This window comes from Verrucosispora sp. NA02020 (assembly GCF_013364215.1).
GTDB lineage: Bacteria > Actinomycetota > Actinomycetes > Mycobacteriales > Micromonosporaceae > Micromonospora.
The window spans coordinates 6,020,723-6,038,147 of record NZ_CP054923.1 but is presented as its reverse complement, the minus strand read 5'-3'; the positions used below and the strand labels follow the sequence as shown (position 1 = coordinate 6,038,147).

General features: G+C 72.4%; 13 protein-coding genes. 9 read left to right on the top strand and 4 right to left on the bottom strand.

Annotated features, from left to right (window positions below; translation table 11 throughout):
* Positions 1–177: 177 nt before the first annotated feature.
* The gene (locus HUT12_RS26890; RefSeq protein ID WP_236145623.1) at positions 178–807 is read right to left on the bottom strand and encodes a DUF305 domain-containing protein; all 630 of its coding nucleotides are present in this window, start codon (positions 805–807) and stop codon (positions 178–180) included.
* A 28-nt stretch (positions 808–835) separates the two neighbouring features.
* The gene (locus tag HUT12_RS26885) at positions 836–1,651 is read right to left on the bottom strand and encodes a DUF3105 domain-containing protein (protein ID WP_131052095.1); all 816 of its coding nucleotides are present in this window, start codon (positions 1,649–1,651) and stop codon (positions 836–838) included.
* Positions 1,652–1,752: 101 nt separating this feature from the next.
* On the opposite strand from HUT12_RS26885, the gene argS reads away from it, so the two are divergent.
* From argS to HUT12_RS26860, 5 genes are all read left to right on the top strand, one after another.
* Entirely contained in the window at positions 1,753–3,417 is a 1,665-nt protein-coding gene (gene argS / locus HUT12_RS26880) for an arginine--tRNA ligase (protein ID WP_176095113.1), read from the top strand.
* 3 nt (positions 3,418–3,420) lie between these two features.
* The gene (lysA, locus tag HUT12_RS26875; protein ID WP_131052097.1) at positions 3,421–4,833 is read left to right on the top strand and encodes a diaminopimelate decarboxylase; all 1,413 of its coding nucleotides are present in this window, start codon (positions 3,421–3,423) and stop codon (positions 4,831–4,833) included.
* A gap of 8 nt (positions 4,834–4,841) precedes the next feature.
* A complete protein-coding gene (locus HUT12_RS26870) occupies positions 4,842–6,152 on the top strand; it encodes a homoserine dehydrogenase (RefSeq protein WP_176095997.1) in 1,311 nt (436 codons plus the stop codon).
* 73 nt (positions 6,153–6,225) lie between these two features.
* On the top strand, positions 6,226–7,275 hold the full coding sequence (thrC, locus tag HUT12_RS26865; protein ID WP_131052105.1) for a threonine synthase: 1,050 nt from the start codon (positions 6,226–6,228) through the stop codon (positions 7,273–7,275).
* Positions 7,276–7,349: 74 nt separating this feature from the next.
* Positions 7,350–8,558, top strand: coding sequence for an acyltransferase family protein (locus HUT12_RS26860; RefSeq protein WP_161594916.1), 1,209 nt, complete (start codon positions 7,350–7,352; stop codon positions 8,556–8,558).
* A 12-nt stretch (positions 8,559–8,570) separates the two neighbouring features.
* On the opposite strand, the gene HUT12_RS26855 is transcribed toward HUT12_RS26860, so the two are convergent.
* Positions 8,571–9,134, bottom strand: coding sequence for a TetR/AcrR family transcriptional regulator (locus HUT12_RS26855; protein ID WP_176095996.1), 564 nt, complete (start codon positions 9,132–9,134; stop codon positions 8,571–8,573).
* 76 nt (positions 9,135–9,210) lie between these two features.
* Between HUT12_RS26855 and HUT12_RS26850 the strand changes: the two genes are divergently transcribed.
* The 3 genes from HUT12_RS26850 (at position 9,211) to HUT12_RS26840 (ending at position 15,757) form a co-directional block, all read left to right on the top strand.
* Entirely contained in the window at positions 9,211–11,109 is a 1,899-nt protein-coding gene (locus tag HUT12_RS26850; protein WP_254876970.1) for an ABC transporter ATP-binding protein, read from the top strand.
* 9 nt (positions 11,110–11,118) lie between these two features.
* A complete protein-coding gene (locus HUT12_RS26845; protein ID WP_176095112.1) occupies positions 11,119–14,403 on the top strand; it encodes an efflux RND transporter permease subunit in 3,285 nt (1,094 codons plus the stop codon).
* Positions 14,404–14,512: 109 nt separating this feature from the next.
* Entirely contained in the window at positions 14,513–15,757 is a 1,245-nt protein-coding gene (locus HUT12_RS26840; RefSeq protein WP_176095111.1) for an MFS transporter, read from the top strand.
* Between the two features lie 10 nt (positions 15,758–15,767).
* On the opposite strand, the gene HUT12_RS32995 is transcribed toward HUT12_RS26840, so the two are convergent.
* Positions 15,768–16,244, bottom strand: coding sequence for a hypothetical protein (locus HUT12_RS32995; protein WP_254876969.1), 477 nt, complete (start codon positions 16,242–16,244; stop codon positions 15,768–15,770).
* Positions 16,245–16,361: 117 nt separating this feature from the next.
* On the opposite strand from HUT12_RS32995, the gene thrB reads away from it, so the two are divergent.
* Positions 16,362–17,315: a homoserine kinase gene (gene thrB / locus HUT12_RS26830; RefSeq protein WP_176095110.1), complete on the top strand. Its 954-nt coding sequence runs from the start codon at positions 16,362–16,364 to the stop codon at positions 17,313–17,315.
* Positions 17,316–17,425 lie beyond the last annotated feature (110 nt).

Genomic DNA, 17,425 nt, shown 5'->3' with positions numbered 1-17,425 from the left:
TGTGGGGAGAAAGGTTGTCAAGCTCGGTAATTAGTTCAGAAAGTACTAAAAGTGTCTATCGGACAAGTGGGGCACGCTCGGGGCTGACCTGCGGACGGGCGAGGGGCCCGGCCGGTGTTCCGGCGGGGCCCCTCTCCGGTCGTACACGTGTTGCGGCGGTCGCGGACCGTCCCGGTATCAGCCGGCGGCCTGCTGGAGTTTCCGGAGCTCGTTGATCTCCTTCTGCTGCGCCTGCTTCATGGCCTCGGCCATCCGGACCACCTCGGCCCGGTCGGACGTCTTGAGGAGCCCGTCGACCATGTGGATCCCGCCGAGGTGGTGCTTGATGATCAGGTCGATGAAGAGACGGTCGACCTCGGCACCCTGGGCCTCGTGGAGCTGGGTGATCTGCTCCCGGGTGGCCATGCCGGGCATCAGCCCGTTCGCGTCCACCCGTACGCCGTCCGGCATCCACTCCATCGCCGGCCGGGTGCCGGTGGGCAGCAGGTCCCACTCCTGCAACCAGCGCTGCATGTGCCCGATCTGCGCCTGCTGGGTGAGGGCCATGTCGTACCCCATCTGCCGGATCGCCGGATCCTGCCCCTTGGCGTACGCGAGCATGGCCATCTCGACCGCCTGCGCGTGGTGCCGGGACATGTCCCGGGCGAAGCCGGCCTCGGCCGACTCCTCACCCGGCGTCCGCCCGGCGGCCAGCGTGGCAGCCGTCCACCCGACGGCGAGCAGCATCAGCGCGGTCACGGCCAGCGTCAGGTACCGCAGGGTCCGGGAGGCCGGGCGGGGTGCTGCCCCGCCCGTCTGCTCGGTCACCGGTGGGTCCTGCACGGCGGTGGGCATGTCAGCCGCCCTGCGTGGGCTGCATCTCGCGCGGCTCGGTGCCGGTGCCGGTGGTGTAGTTGCCGGAGGAGCAGGGCACGCCCGGCTCCATCGAGGCGTTCTGTGCCAGCACGGTGGCGAACTCCTTCAGCCGGGAGTCGCCGGCGTCGTCGACCTTGAGCTGGTAGCCCCACGCCTGGATCGAGACGGGCTTGTCGAGGCCCTCGTAGGGGCTCATCAGCATGAAGTCGTTGCCGCGGATGATGTCGGCGAGCTTCGCCACGTCCGCCTCGGGCAGGTCGGGGCGGTAGGTGATCCAGACCGCGCCGTGCTCCAGGCTGTGCAGCGCGTGCTCGTTGGCGATCGGCGCGGTGTAGACGTCACCCTGGCAGCGCTGCCACGTGTTGTTGTGCGGGCCGCCGACCGGCGGGCTGTGCGGGTACTCGATCTTGCCGGCCCGGTGCTCCTGGTTGGCGATGCTCTCCGGGTCGCTCTCCCGGAAGTTGACGACGCCGTCGATCGCCGCAGCCTTGTCCTGCCACGACTGGCTGCCCTTGAAGGTCGCCCAGGCGCCGAAGCCGATGATCGAGGTGGCGAGCACGCCCACGGCGACGAAGAGGGCGATCGGCCCCCAGGAGCGCCCCTGGCTGACCTTCACCGGGGTGATCGGCTTGCGGGGGCCCTTGCCACCGCCGGAGCGGGGGGTCGCCGGCTTGCCGGACCCGGTCTTGTCGCCGGTCGGCTTGTCGCCGGCGGCCGGCCGACCAGCCGCCGGCTTCTTACCGGTGCTGACCACGGTCGGGCGGCGCTGCGGGCCGCCCGGGGTGCTGATGCTCATCGTGCCTCGTCAGGTCGGTCGGTCAGAGGAGTCCGGCGGCCCAGCCCCCGATGCCGGGTCGCCGCCGCGGGGACCGAGTCTACCCCCGATAACATGGTTCGGTGACTCCCGCTGAACTCGCCGAAGCCGTCCTGGCCGCCGCTCACGCCGTCTTCACCGACCGGGGGCTGGACCGCTCCGCGCTGCCGGAGCACACGACGGTCGAGCGGCCCCGCAACCCCGAGCACGGCGACTACGCCTCCACGCTGGCGCTCCAGCTCAGCAAGAAGGTGGGCGTACCGCCCCGCGAGCTGGCCACCGGGCTCGCCGCCGCGCTGGGCAGCACGGCGGGGGTCAAGTCGGTGGAGATCGCCGGCCCCGGCTTCCTCAACATCCGGCTGGACGCCGCCGCCGCCGGCCAGCTCGCCCGGAGCATCGTCGAGGCGGGCGAGGAGTACGGCCGTGGCGACCGGCTCGCCGGCCTGAAGGTCAACCTGGAGTTCGTCTCGGCCAACCCGACCGGACCGGTGCACATCGGCGGCGTGCGGTGGGCGGCGGTCGGCGACGCGCTGAGCCGCCTGCTGCGGGCCGCCGGTGCCGAGGTCGGTACGGAGTACTACTTCAACGACGCCGGTTCCCAGATCGACCGGTTCGCCCGCTCGCTGCTCGCCGCGGCCCGGGGCGAGGCGGCGCCGGAGGACGGCTACGGCGGGGCGTACATCGCGGAGATCGCCGCCGAGGTCACCACCCGGCGGCCGGAGGTGCTGTCGCTCGACGAGACCGCCGCCCAGGAGGTTTTCCGGGTGGAGGGCGTCGCGCTGATGTTCGAGGAGATCAAGTCCTCGCTGCGCGACTTCGGGGTGGAGTTCGACACCTACTTCAACGAGAAGGACCTGCACGACCGGGGTGAGCTGGAGCACGCCCTGACCCGGCTGCGCGAGCAGGGGCACGTCTTCGACGCCGACGGCGCGACCTGGCTGCGCACCACCGACTTCGGTGACGACAAGGACCGGGTGCTGCGCAAGTCCAACGGCGAGTGGACGTACTTCGCCGCCGACTGCGCCTACTACCTGGACAAGCGGGAGCGCGGCTTCGACCGGGTCGTGATCATGCTGGGCGCGGACCACCACGGCTACATCGGCCGGATGAAGGCGATGGCCGCCTGCTTCGGCGACGAGCCGGAGCAGACCCTGGAGATCCTCATCGGCCAGCTTGTCAACCTGGTGCGCGACGGCGCCCCGGTGCGGATGAGCAAGCGCGCCGGCACCGTGATCACCCTGGAGGACCTGGTCGACGCCATCGGGGTGGACGCCTCCCGGTACGCGCTGGCCCGCTACTCCAGCGACTCGCCCATCGACATCGACATCGAGTTGTGGACCCGGGCCACCCGCGACAACCCGGTCTACTACGTGCAGTACGTGGCGGCCCGGACGGCCAACGTCGCGCGCAACGCCGCCGAGGTCGGGCTGACCCGGGGCGACACCGGCTCGTTCCGGCCCGAGCTGCTCGACCACGACAAGGAGAACGAGCTGCTCAAGGCGCTCGCCGAGTTCCCCGCCGTGGTGGCCGCCGCCGCCGAGCTGCGCGAGCCGCACCGGGTGGCCCGCTACCTGGAGGACCTGGCCGGGGCGTACCACCGGTTCTATGACAACTGCCGGGTCCTGCCCCGGGGCGACGAGCAGATCACCGACCTGCACCGGGCCCGGCTCTGGCTGAACGACGCCACCCGGGTGGTCATCGCCAACGGCCTGCGCCTGCTCGGCGTCTCGGCCCCCGAGAGGATGTGACCGATGCGCGCTCACGAGGCCGGTGCGCTGCACGGTGACATCGGCAACCGGGGGCCGTCGTGGCTGCGTGCCCCGGCCGACGTCAACGCCCTGGTGCCGCGCCTGTGGCCGCGCACGACCCGGCGCGGCGACGACGGCGCGCTGGTCGTCGCCGGCCTGGACGTCCGCGACCTGGCCGCCCGGTTCGGCACCCCGGTGTACGTGCTGGACGAGGAGGACCTGCGGTCGCGCTGCCGCGACTTCCGGGACGCCTTTCCGGACGAGGACGTCTACTACGCGGGCAAGGCGTTCCTCTGCCGGGCGGTGGTCCGGATGATCGCCGAGGAGGGCCTCTTCCTCGACGTGTGCAGCGGCGGGGAGCTGGCCGTGGCGCTGGCCGGCGGGATGGATCCGGCGCGGATCGGTTTCCACGGCAACAACAAGTCCGTGGCCGAGCTGACCCGGGCGTTGGACGCCGGGGTGGGCCGGATCATCGTCGACTCGTCCGCCGAGATCGACCGGCTCACCGCGCTGGCCCGCGAGCGGGGCGTCCGGCCCCGGGTGATGATCCGGGTCACCGTCGGCGTGGAGGCGCACACCCACGAGTTCATCGCCACCGCGCACGAGGACCAGAAGTTCGGCTTCTCGCTGGCCGGGGGCGCGGCGAGCGCGGCGGCGCTGCGCATCCTCGACGAGGACGTGCTGGAACTGCGCGGCCTGCACTCGCACATCGGCTCGCAGATCTTCGACACCAGCGGCTTCGAGGTCTCCGCCCGCCGGGTGCTCGCGCTCCAGGCGCAGATCCGCGACGCCCGTGGCGTCGAGCTGCCGGAGCTGGACCTCGGCGGCGGCTTCGGCATCGCGTACACCACCCAGGACGCCCCCTCGACCCCGCACGAGCTGGCCAAGCGGCTGCGCCGGATCGTCGACGCGGAGTGCGCGGCGGAGCGGCTGGCCGTGCCGCGCGTCTCGATCGAGCCGGGTCGGGCGATCGTCGGCCCGGCCGTGTTCACCCTCTACGAGGTGGGCACCGTGAAGTCCGTGCTGGTCGGCGCCGGTGGTGACGCGGCCGACGGGCACCGTGCCTACGTCAGCGTCGACGGGGGGATGAGCGACAACATCCGGACCGCGCTCTACGACGCCGCGTACTCGGCGACGCTGGCCTCCCGGGCGACCTCCGCCGGGTCGATGCTCGCCCGCGTGGTGGGAAAGCATTGTGAGTCCGGGGACATCCTGGTGAAGGATGAATTCCTGCCCGCCGACGTGCAGCCCGGAGATCTTGTCGCGGTGCCGGGCACCGGTGCCTACTGCCGCAGCATGGCCAGCAACTACAACCACGTGCCCCGCCCCCCGGTGGTCGCGGTGCGGAACGGCCAGGCCCGGCTGATCGTTCGACGGGAGACCGAAGAGGACCTGCTCGCCTTGGATGTGGGATGAATCAACCTGTGCGCCTGGCCCTGCTCGGCTGCGGCACCGTCGGCGCCGAGGTGGTGCGGCTGCTGCACGTGCAGTCCGCCGACCTCGCCGCCCGGATCGGTGCTCCGCTGGAGATCGCCGGCATCGCGGTACGCCGGCTCGGGCGTGACCGTGGTGACCTGCCGGTCGATCCGGCCCTGTTCACCACCGACGCGCTCGGGCTGATCAAGCGCGACGACGTGGACGTGGTCGTGGAGGTGGTCGGCGGCATCGAACCGGCGCGTGGCTGGCTGGTCGAGGCGCTGCGGGCCGGCAAGAGCGTGGTCACCGCCAACAAGGCGCTGCTCGCCGAGGACGGCGGCACGCTGCACGACGCGGCGGCCGAGGGCGACGCGGACCTCTACTACGAGGCCTCGGTGGCCGGGGCGATCCCGCTGCTGCGCCCGCTGCGCGAGTCGCTGCACGGTGACCGGATCACCCGGGTCACCGGCATCGTCAACGGCACCACCAACTTCATCCTCTCCGCCATGCACGCCACCGGCGCCGGCTTCGCCGAGGCGCTGGAGGAGGCCACCGAGCTGGGGTACGCGGAGGCCGACCCGACCGCCGACGTGGAGGGCTTCGACGCGGCGGCCAAGGCGGCGATCCTCGCCTCGCTGGCCTTCCACACCCGGGTCGGTGCCGACGACGTGCACCGTGAGGGCATCACCGAGGTGACCGCCGCCGACGTGGCCAGCGCGAAGGCGATGGGGTGCACGATCAAGCTGCTCTGCATCGCCGCGCGCGGTGCCGACGGGCAGGGCCGCGAGACGGTCAGCGTCCGGGTCCATCCGGCGATGATCCCGCTGAGCCACCCGCTGGCCGGCGTCGGCGACGCGTTCAACGCGGTCTTCGTCGAGGCCGACGCGGCCGGGCAGTTGATGTTCTACGGCCGGGGCGCGGGAGGGTCGCCGACCGCCAGCGCGGTGCTGGGCGACGTGGTCGCGGTGGCCCGCAACCGGCTGGCCGGGGTCCGGGCGGCCAGCGAGTCCGCCTATGCCGACCTGCCGGTACGCCCGATGGGCGAGGCGCTCACCCGCTACCACATCAGTCTCGACGTGGCCGACCGTCCGGGTGTGCTGGAGGCGGTGGCCGGGGTGTTCGCCCGCCACGACGTCTCGATCGCCACCGTGCGGCAGGGGCCGGCCGGCGGCGGTACCGGGGGAGCGGGCGAGGCGATCCTGGTCATCGTGACCCACGTGGCGCCGGACGCGGCGCTCGCGGCGACCGTCGACGAACTGCGCGGGCTCGATATCGTCCGTTCGGTGGCGAGCGTGCTGCGGGTCGAGGGGGGCTCGTGAGCGGGCGGACCGGATGGGTACGGCTCCCGGCCGGTGGTGACCGGTGACGGGTACGAGAGGCGAGGAGAGCGGCATGTGGCGGGGTCTGATCGAGGCGTACCGGGACCGGCTGCCGGTCACCGACGCCACGCCGGTCGTCACGCTGCACGAGGGGAACACGCCGCTGCTGCCCGCGCCGGTGCTCTCCGCGCGGCTCGGCTGCGACGTCTACCTCAAGGTGGAGGGCGCCAACCCGACCGGTTCGTTCAAGGACCGGGGCATGACGATGGCCGTCTCCAAGGCGGTCGAGGCGGGTAACAAGGCGATCATCTGCGCCTCCACCGGCAACACCAGTGCCTCCGCCGCCGCGTACGCGGCCCGCGCCGGGGTGACCTGCGCGGTGCTGGTGCCGCAGGGCAAGATCGCCCTCGGCAAGCTGGCCCAGGCTCTGGTGCACGGCGCGAAGCTGCTCCAGGTCACCGGCAACTTCGACGATTGTCTGGCACTCGCCGCCAAGCTCGCCCAGGACTACCCGGTGGCGCTGGTCAACTCGGTCAACATCGATCGGCTGCATGGTCAGAAGACGGCCGCGTTCGAGATCGTGGAGGCGCTCGGCGACGCGCCGGACATCCACTGCCTGCCGGTCGGCAACGCCGGCAACATCTCCGCGTACTGGATGGGCTACGGCGAGGACGCCGCCGCCGGCAACGCCACCCGCACCCCGAAGATGTACGGCTTCCAGGCCGCCGGTGCCGCACCGATCGTGACCGGGCAGGTGGTGCCCGAGCCGTCCACGATCGCCACCGCGATCCGGATCGGCAACCCGGCGAGCTGGACGAAGGCGTTGGACGCCCGGGACGCCAGCGGCGGCCTGATCGAGTCGGTCACCGACCGGGAGATCCTGACCGCGTACCGCCTGCTGGCCCGGGAGGTCGGCGTCTTCGTGGAACTGGGCAGCGCGGCCAGCGTGGCGGGTCTGTTGCAGCAGGCCGCCGCCGGGCGGGTGCCGGCCGGTTCCACCGTGGTCTGCACGGTCACCGGGCATGGTCTGAAGGATCCGGAGTGGGCGATCACCACGGCTCCGGCGCCGGTCACCATCGCCAACGACCCGCTCGCCGCCGCCCGTTCGCTCGATCTCGCCTGAGGCAGCCAAACCGACACTTGCTCCTTTATGGGCATTTTGGTCGCAAAGGCGTCTTCTGGCGGTACAACTATGGGGTGGCTACCGACCCGGTGGCTGCCGAGGCTCGGCGGACACCCGACGCGACAGGCGTCGCGCCCGTGGTGGCCGCGCAGTCACGGACCTCCTACCTGGACCTGCTGCGCGCTGCGGCACTGGCCCGGGTGCTGCTGTACCACGCCACCGGGTGGCTGTGGCTGAGCCTGCTGGTGCCGGCGATGGGCGTCATGTTCGGCGTCGCCGGCGCGTTGCTCGCCGCGTCGCTGGACCGGTACGGCACCCGTGCCGTCGGCCGTCGGATGCGGCGGCTGCTGGTGCCGTTCTGGGCCTTCGGCGCGACGGTGCTGGTGCTGGTGGCCGTCGCCGGTCAGGTCTCCGGCACGCCGAGCGGGTTCGGTTGGGGCGACGTCTGCTGGTGGCTGCTGCCGCTGCGGGTGCCGTCGGCCGGCGCGATGTCCTGGGGGTGGGCGTTCACCGTCGGCCTCTGGTACGTCTCGACGTACCTGTGGCTGACCCTGCTCTCACCGCTGCTCCTGCCGTTGTACCGCCGCTGGCCGTGGCCCGTGCTGGCGGCGGCCACCGCCCTGCCGGTGTGCGCTCATCTCGCCGGGGTGACCCAGTTCTACTTCGTCGTGTCGTACCTGCCCTGCTGGCTGCTCGGTTTCGCCTACCACGACGGACTGCTGCGGCGGGTGCCGGCCCGCCTCTACCACGGTCTGGTCCTGGTGCTGGCCACCGTCGGTGGCACCTGGGTGCTGCTCGCCGCCACCACGGGTGCGCCGGGCGAGCTCAACCACATCCCGGCCGGTTCCACCATCTGGTCGATGGCCTGGGTCGCGGCGCTGTTGCGGTGGGCCCCCCGGTCGACCGCCGTTGCCCGGTCGACCGGGGAGGTCCGGCCGACGCGGGGCGGCGGGCTGCTGCGCCTGGTCAACGCCCGGGCGCTCACCGTCTATCTGTGGCACATCCCGGCCAGTGCGGCGATCACCGCCCTGCTCATGCCGTGGCTCTCCTTCGACTCCGTCGCCCACGTGGGGATACGGCTGGTCGGGATGGTCCTGCTGACGGCCGTCGCGGCGCTGGCCGTCGGGTGGATCGAGGACCTCGCCGCCCGGCGGCGTCCACGGCTGCTGCGGGTGGGCGCCCCGGCGGTGTCCCGCTCGACGCGCCGTGGTGGTGCGGGCGTGCCGCGTGGACGGACCGCCGTCGACGGGCCGATGCCGCCGGTCGGGGCTGAACGAGGGTGAGCCGGCGGAGGGTCAGCCCCGGGGTGCGACAGCGCCGGCGACGGTCCGGATGACCAGGCCGAGGGCCTCGTGCCGGGAGACCTCGTGGGAGGCCAGGTAGCTCCAGCCGGCGTAGAGCTGGGACCAGAGCACCGACTGCACCCACGGCGCGGGCAGCGCCGGGTCGATGCTGCCGTCGGCGTGGCCGCGCGCGATCATCGCGTAGAAGTCGTCGTCGCAGACCTCGGTGCCCCAGATCGGGTCCTCGATGATCGTCGGCTCGGCGAAGACGAGCGAGAGCAGGTCACCCAGGTCGAAGTACTCCGCGCAGAGACGGAGCAGCGCCTCGGCGCCGGTGCCGTCGGCCAGGCGGGCGCGTCCGGTGGCTTCGTTGAGCCGGTTCGCGCCCTCGGCGGCCACGGCGGCCAGCAGGTCGGAGCGTTCGGCGAAGTAGCGGTGCAGGGTGGTCCGGCCGACCTGGGCGGCGGTGGCGATCTCGCTCAGGCTGGCGGCCTGGTTGTGGCTGAGCACCTCGATCGCGGCCTGCAGGATCGCCTGCCGGGTCCGCGCCCGGCTGCCGCTCTCGTCGGTGGTCATCACGCCGGACAGGTTACCAACGTACAGATTCGGAATATTGCTTGCCCGTAGTGGAACAGTGGTGTTCCATTGCCGGGTGACTGTGACCGCCGTACCCGCCGCGACCGAATCGGAGCCGACCGCCCCGAGGGCCCGGACCCGGCTGCTGCTGACCTACCTCCGGCCGCACTGGCCGGCCATGCTGGTCGGGCTGCTGCTCGGCCTGGTCGCCAACGCGGCCGGGCTGGCCACCCCGCTGGTGACCAAGTGGGTGCTGGACACCCTCGGCGCCGGTGAGTCGCTGGCCCGACCCGTCGCCGTGCTGCTGGTGCTCGTGGTGGTGGGTGCCGCCATCTCGCTGTGGCAGTGGATCCTGATGGGCCGCATCGCCGAACGGGTGGTGCTCGACGCCCGCACCGGGGTGATCCGCCGTTACTTCGCTGCCCGGATCGACCAGCTCACGCACCGCTCCGGCGGTGAACTGGTCACCCGGGCCACCTCCGACCCTGCGTTGCTGCACCAGGCGTCCGGCAGCCTGGTGGGCCTGACCAACGGTGCGTTGGCGCTGGTCGGAACGCTCGTGCTGATGGGTGCGCTCGACCTGGTGCTGCTCGGTGCCACCATGGTCGCGGTGGTCGTGGTGGCGGTCCTGATGGGATACCTGCTGCCCTCGATCGGCCGCGCCCAGGAAGCCGCCCAGGAATCCGTCGGGCGGTTCGGCGGGGCCCTGGAGGGTTCCCTGCGCGCCATCCGGACGGTCAAGGCCAGTCGCGCCGAGCAGCGCCAGACGTCGGCGCTCACCACGCACGCCCGCGAGGCCGCCGAGCACGGGCTCCGCGCGGCCCGCCGCAGCGCCCTGGTGTGGACCATCTCCTGGACCGGCATCCAGCTCGCCGTCATCGTCATCCTGGGCGTCGGCGCGGCACGGGCCGAACGCGGCCTGATCGAGGTCTCCACCCTGATCGCGTTCCTGCTCTACGCCTTCGGGCTGATGGGGCCGATCGGCGAGCTGACCCAGAACCTCACCGCCATGCAGGCCGGGATCGCGGCGGCCGGTCGGCTCCGTGAGATCGAGGCGGTCGAGGCCGAACCCGGTTCGTCGCCGACCGTCACCGCGTCCGCCGCGCCGGAGCCGGTACCGCCGGTCGTCACCGCCGGCCACCGCGACCGCTCCGGGCCGGTGCTGACGCTGCGGGGCGTCACCGCCCGGTACGCGCCCTCCGCGCCACCCGCCGTGCGCGACATCGACCTGGAGATCCCCCGCGTCGGCCACACCGCGCTGGTCGGGCCCTCCGGCGCCGGCAAGACCACACTCTTCTCCCTGCTGCTGCGCTTCCTCGAACCGGAGCACGGGGAACTGCTGCTCGACGGCCGGCGCTACCCGGACCACACCCCGGCGCAGATCCGTGGGCGACTGGCCTACGTGGAGCAGGAGGCGCCGGTCGTGCCCGGCACCATCGGGGACAACCTGCGCTTCACCCACCCCGACGCGAGCGACGACGAACTCTGGGCCGCGCTGCGGGCGGTGAACCTGCACGAGAAGGTGAGCGGGCTGGAACTCGGGCTGGACACGCCGCTGGCGGCCACCACCGTCTCCGGCGGCGAACGGCAGCGCATCGCGCTGGCGCGGGCGGTGCTGCGGACGCCGGACGTGCTGTTGCTCGACGAGGCCACCTCGCAGGTCGACGGCCTGACCGAGGCGGTGGTGAGCCGGTGCGTCCGGCAGCGGGCCGAGGAAGGGGCGGTGGTGACGATCGCGCACCGACTCTCCACCGTGCTCGACGCCGACCAGATCGTGGTGATGGAGCGGGGCCGGATCCGCGCCGTCGGGGACCACGCCACCCTGCTGCGCACCGACGAGCTGTACCGGGACCTGGTGGCGTCGCTGCGGATCGGCACCGCCGAACCGGTGCCCGCCGGGCCCGCCCCGGACACCGACGGGCGAATCGGGTCGGGCACACTGCTCGTGCCCTTCGAACGTCTCCCCCAGGAGTGAGCCACGCCGATGTCGCTGCTCGCCAGATTCAGCCTCGCCAACCGAGGGCTGGTCGCCCTCATCGCGGTGGTGACCACGGCGTTCGGTGCGTACGCCGTGCCGTCGCTGAAGCAGCAACTCCTGCCCTCGTTGGAGTTCCCCGCCGCGTTCATCGTGGCGTCCTACCCCGGTGCCGGACCCGAGGTCGTCGAGTCCCAGGTGACCGTCCCGATCGAGAACAGCCTGCGGGGCATCCCCGCGCTGGACAGCGTCACCTCCACATCCCGTGAGGGCCTGAGCACCATCCAGGTGCAGTACGAGTTCGGCACCGACCTGGACGACGTGGTCAACCGGATGCAGACCGCGCTCAACCGCACCCGGTTGCCCGACGACGTCGAGCCGCAGGTGATCGCGGGCAGCACGGACGACCTGCCGGCCGTGGTGCTGGCCGCCAGCGGCGGTGACGACGAGCGTGCCCTCGCGGCCAAGCTGCGGGACACGGTGGTGCCCGAGCTGGCGGCCATCGAGGGCGTACGCGGTGTCGAGCTGACCGGCGTCCGTGACGACCTGGTGGTCATCACCCCCGACCCGGCCAAGCTGTCCCGGGCCAAGGTGCAGCCGACCGCGATCGGCACCGCGTTGCAGGCCAACGGGGTGTCGGTGCCCGCCGGGGCGGTCCTGGACGGCAACCGGGCGCTGCCGGTGCAGGTGGGCTCGCCCCTGACCACGCTGGACGACCTGCGGGCCGTCATCGTCGCGCCGCCGAAGGGCAAGACCGGTCCGGTCCGCCTGGGTGACGTCGCCACCGTCTCTGAGCAACTCGCCCCGGCCACCGCGATCACGCGTACCAACGGTCGCGAGAGCCTCGGCATCACGGTCACCGCCGACCCGGACGGCAACGCGGTGCAGATCTCGCACGAGGTGGCCGACCGGCTCGACGGACTGCGGGCCGCCACCGGTGCCGAGTTGACCGTCGTGCTCGACCAGGCCCCGTTCGTGGAGAAGTCGATCAAGACGTTGAGCACCGAGGGTCTGCTGGGCCTGATCATGGCCGTGGTGGTCATCCTGGTGTTCCTGCTGTCGATCCGCTCCACCGTGGTCACCGCGGTCTCCATCCCGCTGTCGGTGGTGGTCGCGCTGCTCGCCCTCTGGATCGGCGACTATTCGCTCAACCTGCTCACCCTCGGCGCGTTGACGGTCGCCGTCGGGCGGGTGGTGGACGACTCGATCGTGGTGCTGGAGAACATCAAACGGCACCTGACGTACGGCGGGCCGAAGCGGGAGGCGATCCTCACCGCCGTCCGCGAGGTGGCCGGAGCAGTCACCGCCTCCACCCTGACCACGGTCGCGGTCTTCGCGCCGATCGCCCTGGTCGGCGGCTTCGTCGGCCAGCTCTTCGCGCCGTTCGCGATCACGGTCACGGTGGCGCTGCTGGCCTCGCTGCTGGTATCGCTGACGGTGGTGCCGGTGCTCGCGTACTGGTTCCTCAAGCCGGTGACCGGCGCCCACGGGGCGACCGTGCGCCGCGCCGCCGAGGAGCGGGAACTGCGCAGCCCGTTGCAGCGGGCGTACCTGCCGGTGATCCGGTTCGCCACCGGCCGGCGGGCGTTCCGCCTGGCCACCCTGGCGGCCGGTCTGGTGGTGCTGCTCGGCACGTTCGGCCTGGCCCGGCAGTTGGAGACCAACTTTCTCGACGACTCCGGCCAGGACACCCTGAACATCCGGCAGGAGTTGCCGGTGGGCACCGGGCTGGGCGGCACCGATGCGGCGGCCCGCCGGGTCGAGGCGGTGCTGGCGGAGACGCCGGGGGTGCGGTCGTACCAGGTCACCGCCGGTGGCGGCGACTCGCCGTGGGGTGGTGGCGCCGGCAACAACGTGGCCAGCTACGCGCTGCTGCTCGGCGAGGGGACCGATGCCAAGGAGATGCGCGGCATCCTGCGGGACCGGATCGGCGCGCTCGGCGCCGACGCGGGCGAGATCACGTTCCCGGCGGGCCAGGGCGGCGCGTCCGCGAACGAGCTGGCCGTGGTGGTGCGGGCCGCCGACCCCGAGGCGCTGACCCGCGCGGCCGAGCAGGCGCAGGCGGTGCTGACCCGCCTGCGGGGCGTCGAGGACGTCTCGTCCACCCTGACCGAGCAGGTGCCACGGGTGGAGGTGACCGTCGACCGGACGGCCGTCAGCCGGGCCGGGCTCACCGAGGCCGCGGTCGGTCAGCTCGTCGCGCAGGCGTTCCGGGGTACGCCGCTGGGCCAGGTGAGCCTGGACGGCGGTGCGCGCGACGTGGTGCTGCGGCTCTCCGCGCAGCCGCCGACGACCGTGACCGAGCTGCGCGAGATGCGGGTCGGCGCGGTCAAGCTGGACGACATCGCCGAGGTCACCGAGACCACCGGACCGCAGCAGGTGCGACGGATCGACGGTGAGCGCAGCGTCTCGGTCACCGGCACGGTCACCGGCTCCGACCTGGGGGCGATCAGCGCCGAGCTGCAACGCGAGCTGGACGCGATCGACGTACCCGGAGCGACCCTGACCATCGGTGGCGTCAGCGCCGAGCAGCGGGACACCTTCGCCGATCTCGGTCTGGCCGTGCTGGCCGCGATCGCGATCGTGTTCCTGATCATGATGGCGACCTTCCGCAGCGTCGTACAGGCGCTGATCCTGCTGGTCTCGATCCCGTTCGCGGCCACCGGCGCGGTCGCCCTGCTGCTGGCCACCGGCACCGCGTTGAGCGTGCCGGCGCTGATCGGCGTGCTCATGCTCGTCGGCATCGTGGTGACCAACGCGATCGTGCTGCTGGACCTGGTCAACCAGTACCGCGCCCAGGGGATGGGCGTGCGGGAGGCGGTGGTCGAGGGTGGACGCCACCGGCTCCGCCCGATCCTGATGACCGCCATCGCGACCATCTTCGCGTTGACGCCGATGGCCTTCGGGCTCACCGGCGAGGGCGGGTTCATCTCCCGGCCCCTGGCGATCGTGGTGATCGGCGGTCTGCTCAGCTCCACCCTGCTCACGCTGATTTTGGTGCCCACGCTGTACGCCATGGTGGAGGACACCAAGGAGTCGGTGCTGGCCCGGCGTCGGGGCCGGTCCGGCCCGTCGTCCGAGGACGAGCCGCGCGACGCCGACCCGGACGACGCGCCCGGCGACGAGCCGGCCGGACGGGAGGCGACGGCGACCGCGCCGCCCGCCGAGGAGCGCAGACCGGAGAGCCGGCCGGTGCCGGCGGCACCCTCCGGCGCCCTGATCGAGAGCACCGACCAGTTCGAGGTGCTCCGGCTGCCGAAGACCCGCAACTCACCGTTCCCACCCACCGAGTGAAAGGAGGGGTCCCCTGCTATGCACGAGGCGTTAGCAGGGGACCCCTCCTTACATCCGGGTGTCCGCGCCCCGACTCACCGGGGGAGTACGGCCGGGTAGGGTCCGGCTCGTGGCGTCCACCGTCGGGGTCATCACCCGCAACCGGAACTTCCGCAGTCTCTTCCTGGCTCAACTGGTGGTCTTCGGCGCCGACTGGTTCGTGATGGTGCCGCTGTTGGTCCTGTTGCCGCAGCTCACCGGCAGTGGCGTGTGGGGCGCGCTCGTGTTGGCCGTGGACACCGGCATCGTGGCGCTGCTGCTGCCGTACACCGGGACCGTCGCCGACCGCTTCGACCGTCGTACGATCATGATCGCCGCGAACGTCGCCGCGCTCGTCGGCGCCCTGCTGCTGCTCGGCGTACGCGATGCCGGCACGGCCTGGTTGGCGATGCTCGGTATCGGCGTGATCGCGGTGGCCAAGGCGTTCTACTCCCCGGCCGCGCAGGCGGCCCTGCCGAACGTGCTCGACGCGGACGAGCTGGCGGCGGGCAACGCGGTGGCCGGGTCGGCCTGGGGCACCATGACCGTCGTCGGTGCCTCCCTCGGCGGGGTCCTCAGTGCCGCCGCCGGGCCGTACGTCTGCTTCTGGGTCGCCGCGGTCGCGCTGGTGCTCGCCGCGCTGCTGGCCACCCGCATCCGCCGGCCCCTCCAGGCGGCGCGCGAGCAGGACCAGGCACCGCCGCAGACCTGGGCGGCGATCCGCGAGGCGCTGGGCTACATCGCGCACCGCCCACGGGTGCTGGCCCTGGTGACGGTGAAGTCGGCGGTCGGCCTGGGCAACGGCGTGCTGACCGTCTTCCCGTTGCTGGCCGGGGTGTACGGGGTCGGCGCGCTCGGCACCGGCCTGCTGTTCGCGGTACGCGGCGCGGGCGCGCTGGTCGGCCCGATCCTGATGCGCCGGGTACTGACCAACCGGGCCTGGCTGCTGCCCGGACTGGCACTGTCCATGTCGGCGTACGGGCTGGCCTATCTGGGCACTTCGGTGGTGCCCTGGTTCCCGCTGGTGCTGGTGCTGGTCTTCGTGGCGCACTTCGCCGGCGGCAGCAACTGGGTGATGTCGAACTTCGCGTTGCAGGGCGAGGTGCCGGACCGGTTACGGGGCCGGGTGTTCGCCACCGACATGATGCTGGCGACCCTGGCGATCTCGGTCAGCCAGCTCGCGGTCGCCGCCGTGGTGGACGTGGTGGACGAACGGATCGTGCTGGCCAGTTGCGGCCTGGTCACGTTGACGTACGCGATCGGTTGGCGGGTGGCCACCCGACGGCTCTCGCTCGCCGCCCCGGCGCCGACCGTCGCCGAGACCGGGACCCGGTAGACCCGCCCCGTTAGCGCGTGACGGTGGGCGGCCGGTACGGGTCCGCCGAAGGTCCGTACGGGTCGGCCGGCGGCTGGTACGCGTCCGCCGGAGGTCGGTACGCGTCGGCTGGCGGCGGACCCCAGGCCGTGGGGGCGCCCGGTGCGGCGGCGCCCGGTGCCGGCGCCCTCCGGTGGCCGACCAGCGCGGCCGCGATCAGCAGCCCGACTCCGGCCGGGAAGAGCAGTGCGTTGATCACCCCGACGACCAGGGACAGCGCGCTGAACCGGGCGGTACCCCCGGTGACCGCCCAGGGCAACGCGACCGACCACACGAGGCTGATCAGCGTGGCGGCCAGCAGGACGGCGAGCCCGGCCAGCAGCAGACGACGGGCCGCTCCCGGCAGCCGCCCCCGGGCGGACGTCGCCAGCACGCCTCCGGTGATCAGCACCATCAACGTCGGCAGATCCATCGCCACCTGCACCAGCAGATATCTGACGTCGCTCACGCAGTCCTCCCGAAGCCGTCGGTCTGGGCAGACTAGGACCTGTGGGCAAGGGTGCCGGGCGCGAGGTGCGTCCCAGGGGGCGGGCAGCGCGTCGGGCGTCGCCGGTGGGGCCCTAGCATGGGCGGCGTGCCGACCACATTCGCCGCCGGCCCGGTCCGGGTCCGGGTCCCCGCCACCAGTGCGAACCTGGGTCCCGGCTTCGACGCCCTGGGCCTCGCCCTCGCGCTCTACGACGACGTCGCCGCCGAGGTGACGGCGGGTGGCGTGACCGTGTCGGTGGCCGGTGAGGGCGCCGACGACCTGCCGGTCGACGACGGACACCTGGTGGTACGCGCCATGCGGGCGACCTTCGACGAGCTCGGCGGCCAGCCGTCCGGGCTGGCGTTGGAGTGTGTCAACCGGATCCCGCAGGCGCGTGGCCTCGGTTCCTCCTCGGCCGCGATCGTGGCCGGTGTGCTGCTGGCCCGTGCCCTGGTGGTCGACGGGGAGCAGCGGCTCGACGAGGACGCCGCGTTGCGGTTGGCCGCCCGGATCGAGGGGCATCCGGACAACGTCGCGCCCTGCCTGCTCGGCGGGTTCACGCTGGCCTGGACGGAGTCCGGCGGTGCGCGGGCGTTGTCGTTGCCGGTGGCCGAGGGCGTACACCCGACGGTGCTGGTGCCGACCGAGCGCGGACTGACCGCGTCGGCGCGGGCGGCGTTGCCGGCGACCGTGCCGCACGCCGACGCCGCGCTCAACGCCGGACGGGCGGCGCTGCTGGTGCACGCGTTGACCACGGAGCCGGGTCTGCTGCTGCCGGCCACCGTCGACCGGTTGCACCAGAGTTATCGCGCATCGTCGATGCCGGGTACGGCCGCAGTGGTCGAGGAGTTGCGTGCGGCCGGTGTGGCAGCCGTGGTCAGTGGTGCCGGACCGACCGTGCTCGCCCTGTCTGAGCTGCCGGAAGGCTTCGACGCGGGAACAGAATGGCAGATTCTGCGGTTGCCGATAGACGTGCCCGGCGCGCAGGTCGAGCAGGGTAGACTCGGACACGCGGAGCGGGACCCTGTTGCCGCAGGTCGGAAGAGTTGATTACGCTCTAGACTTAGCACAGCCGCGAAGCATGCGATCTCCTGCGGGTCGGCGCACCCCCGAAGCTCTCGGCGGTAAGCCCGTCACCCCTGCCTAGGCACACGCCGCAC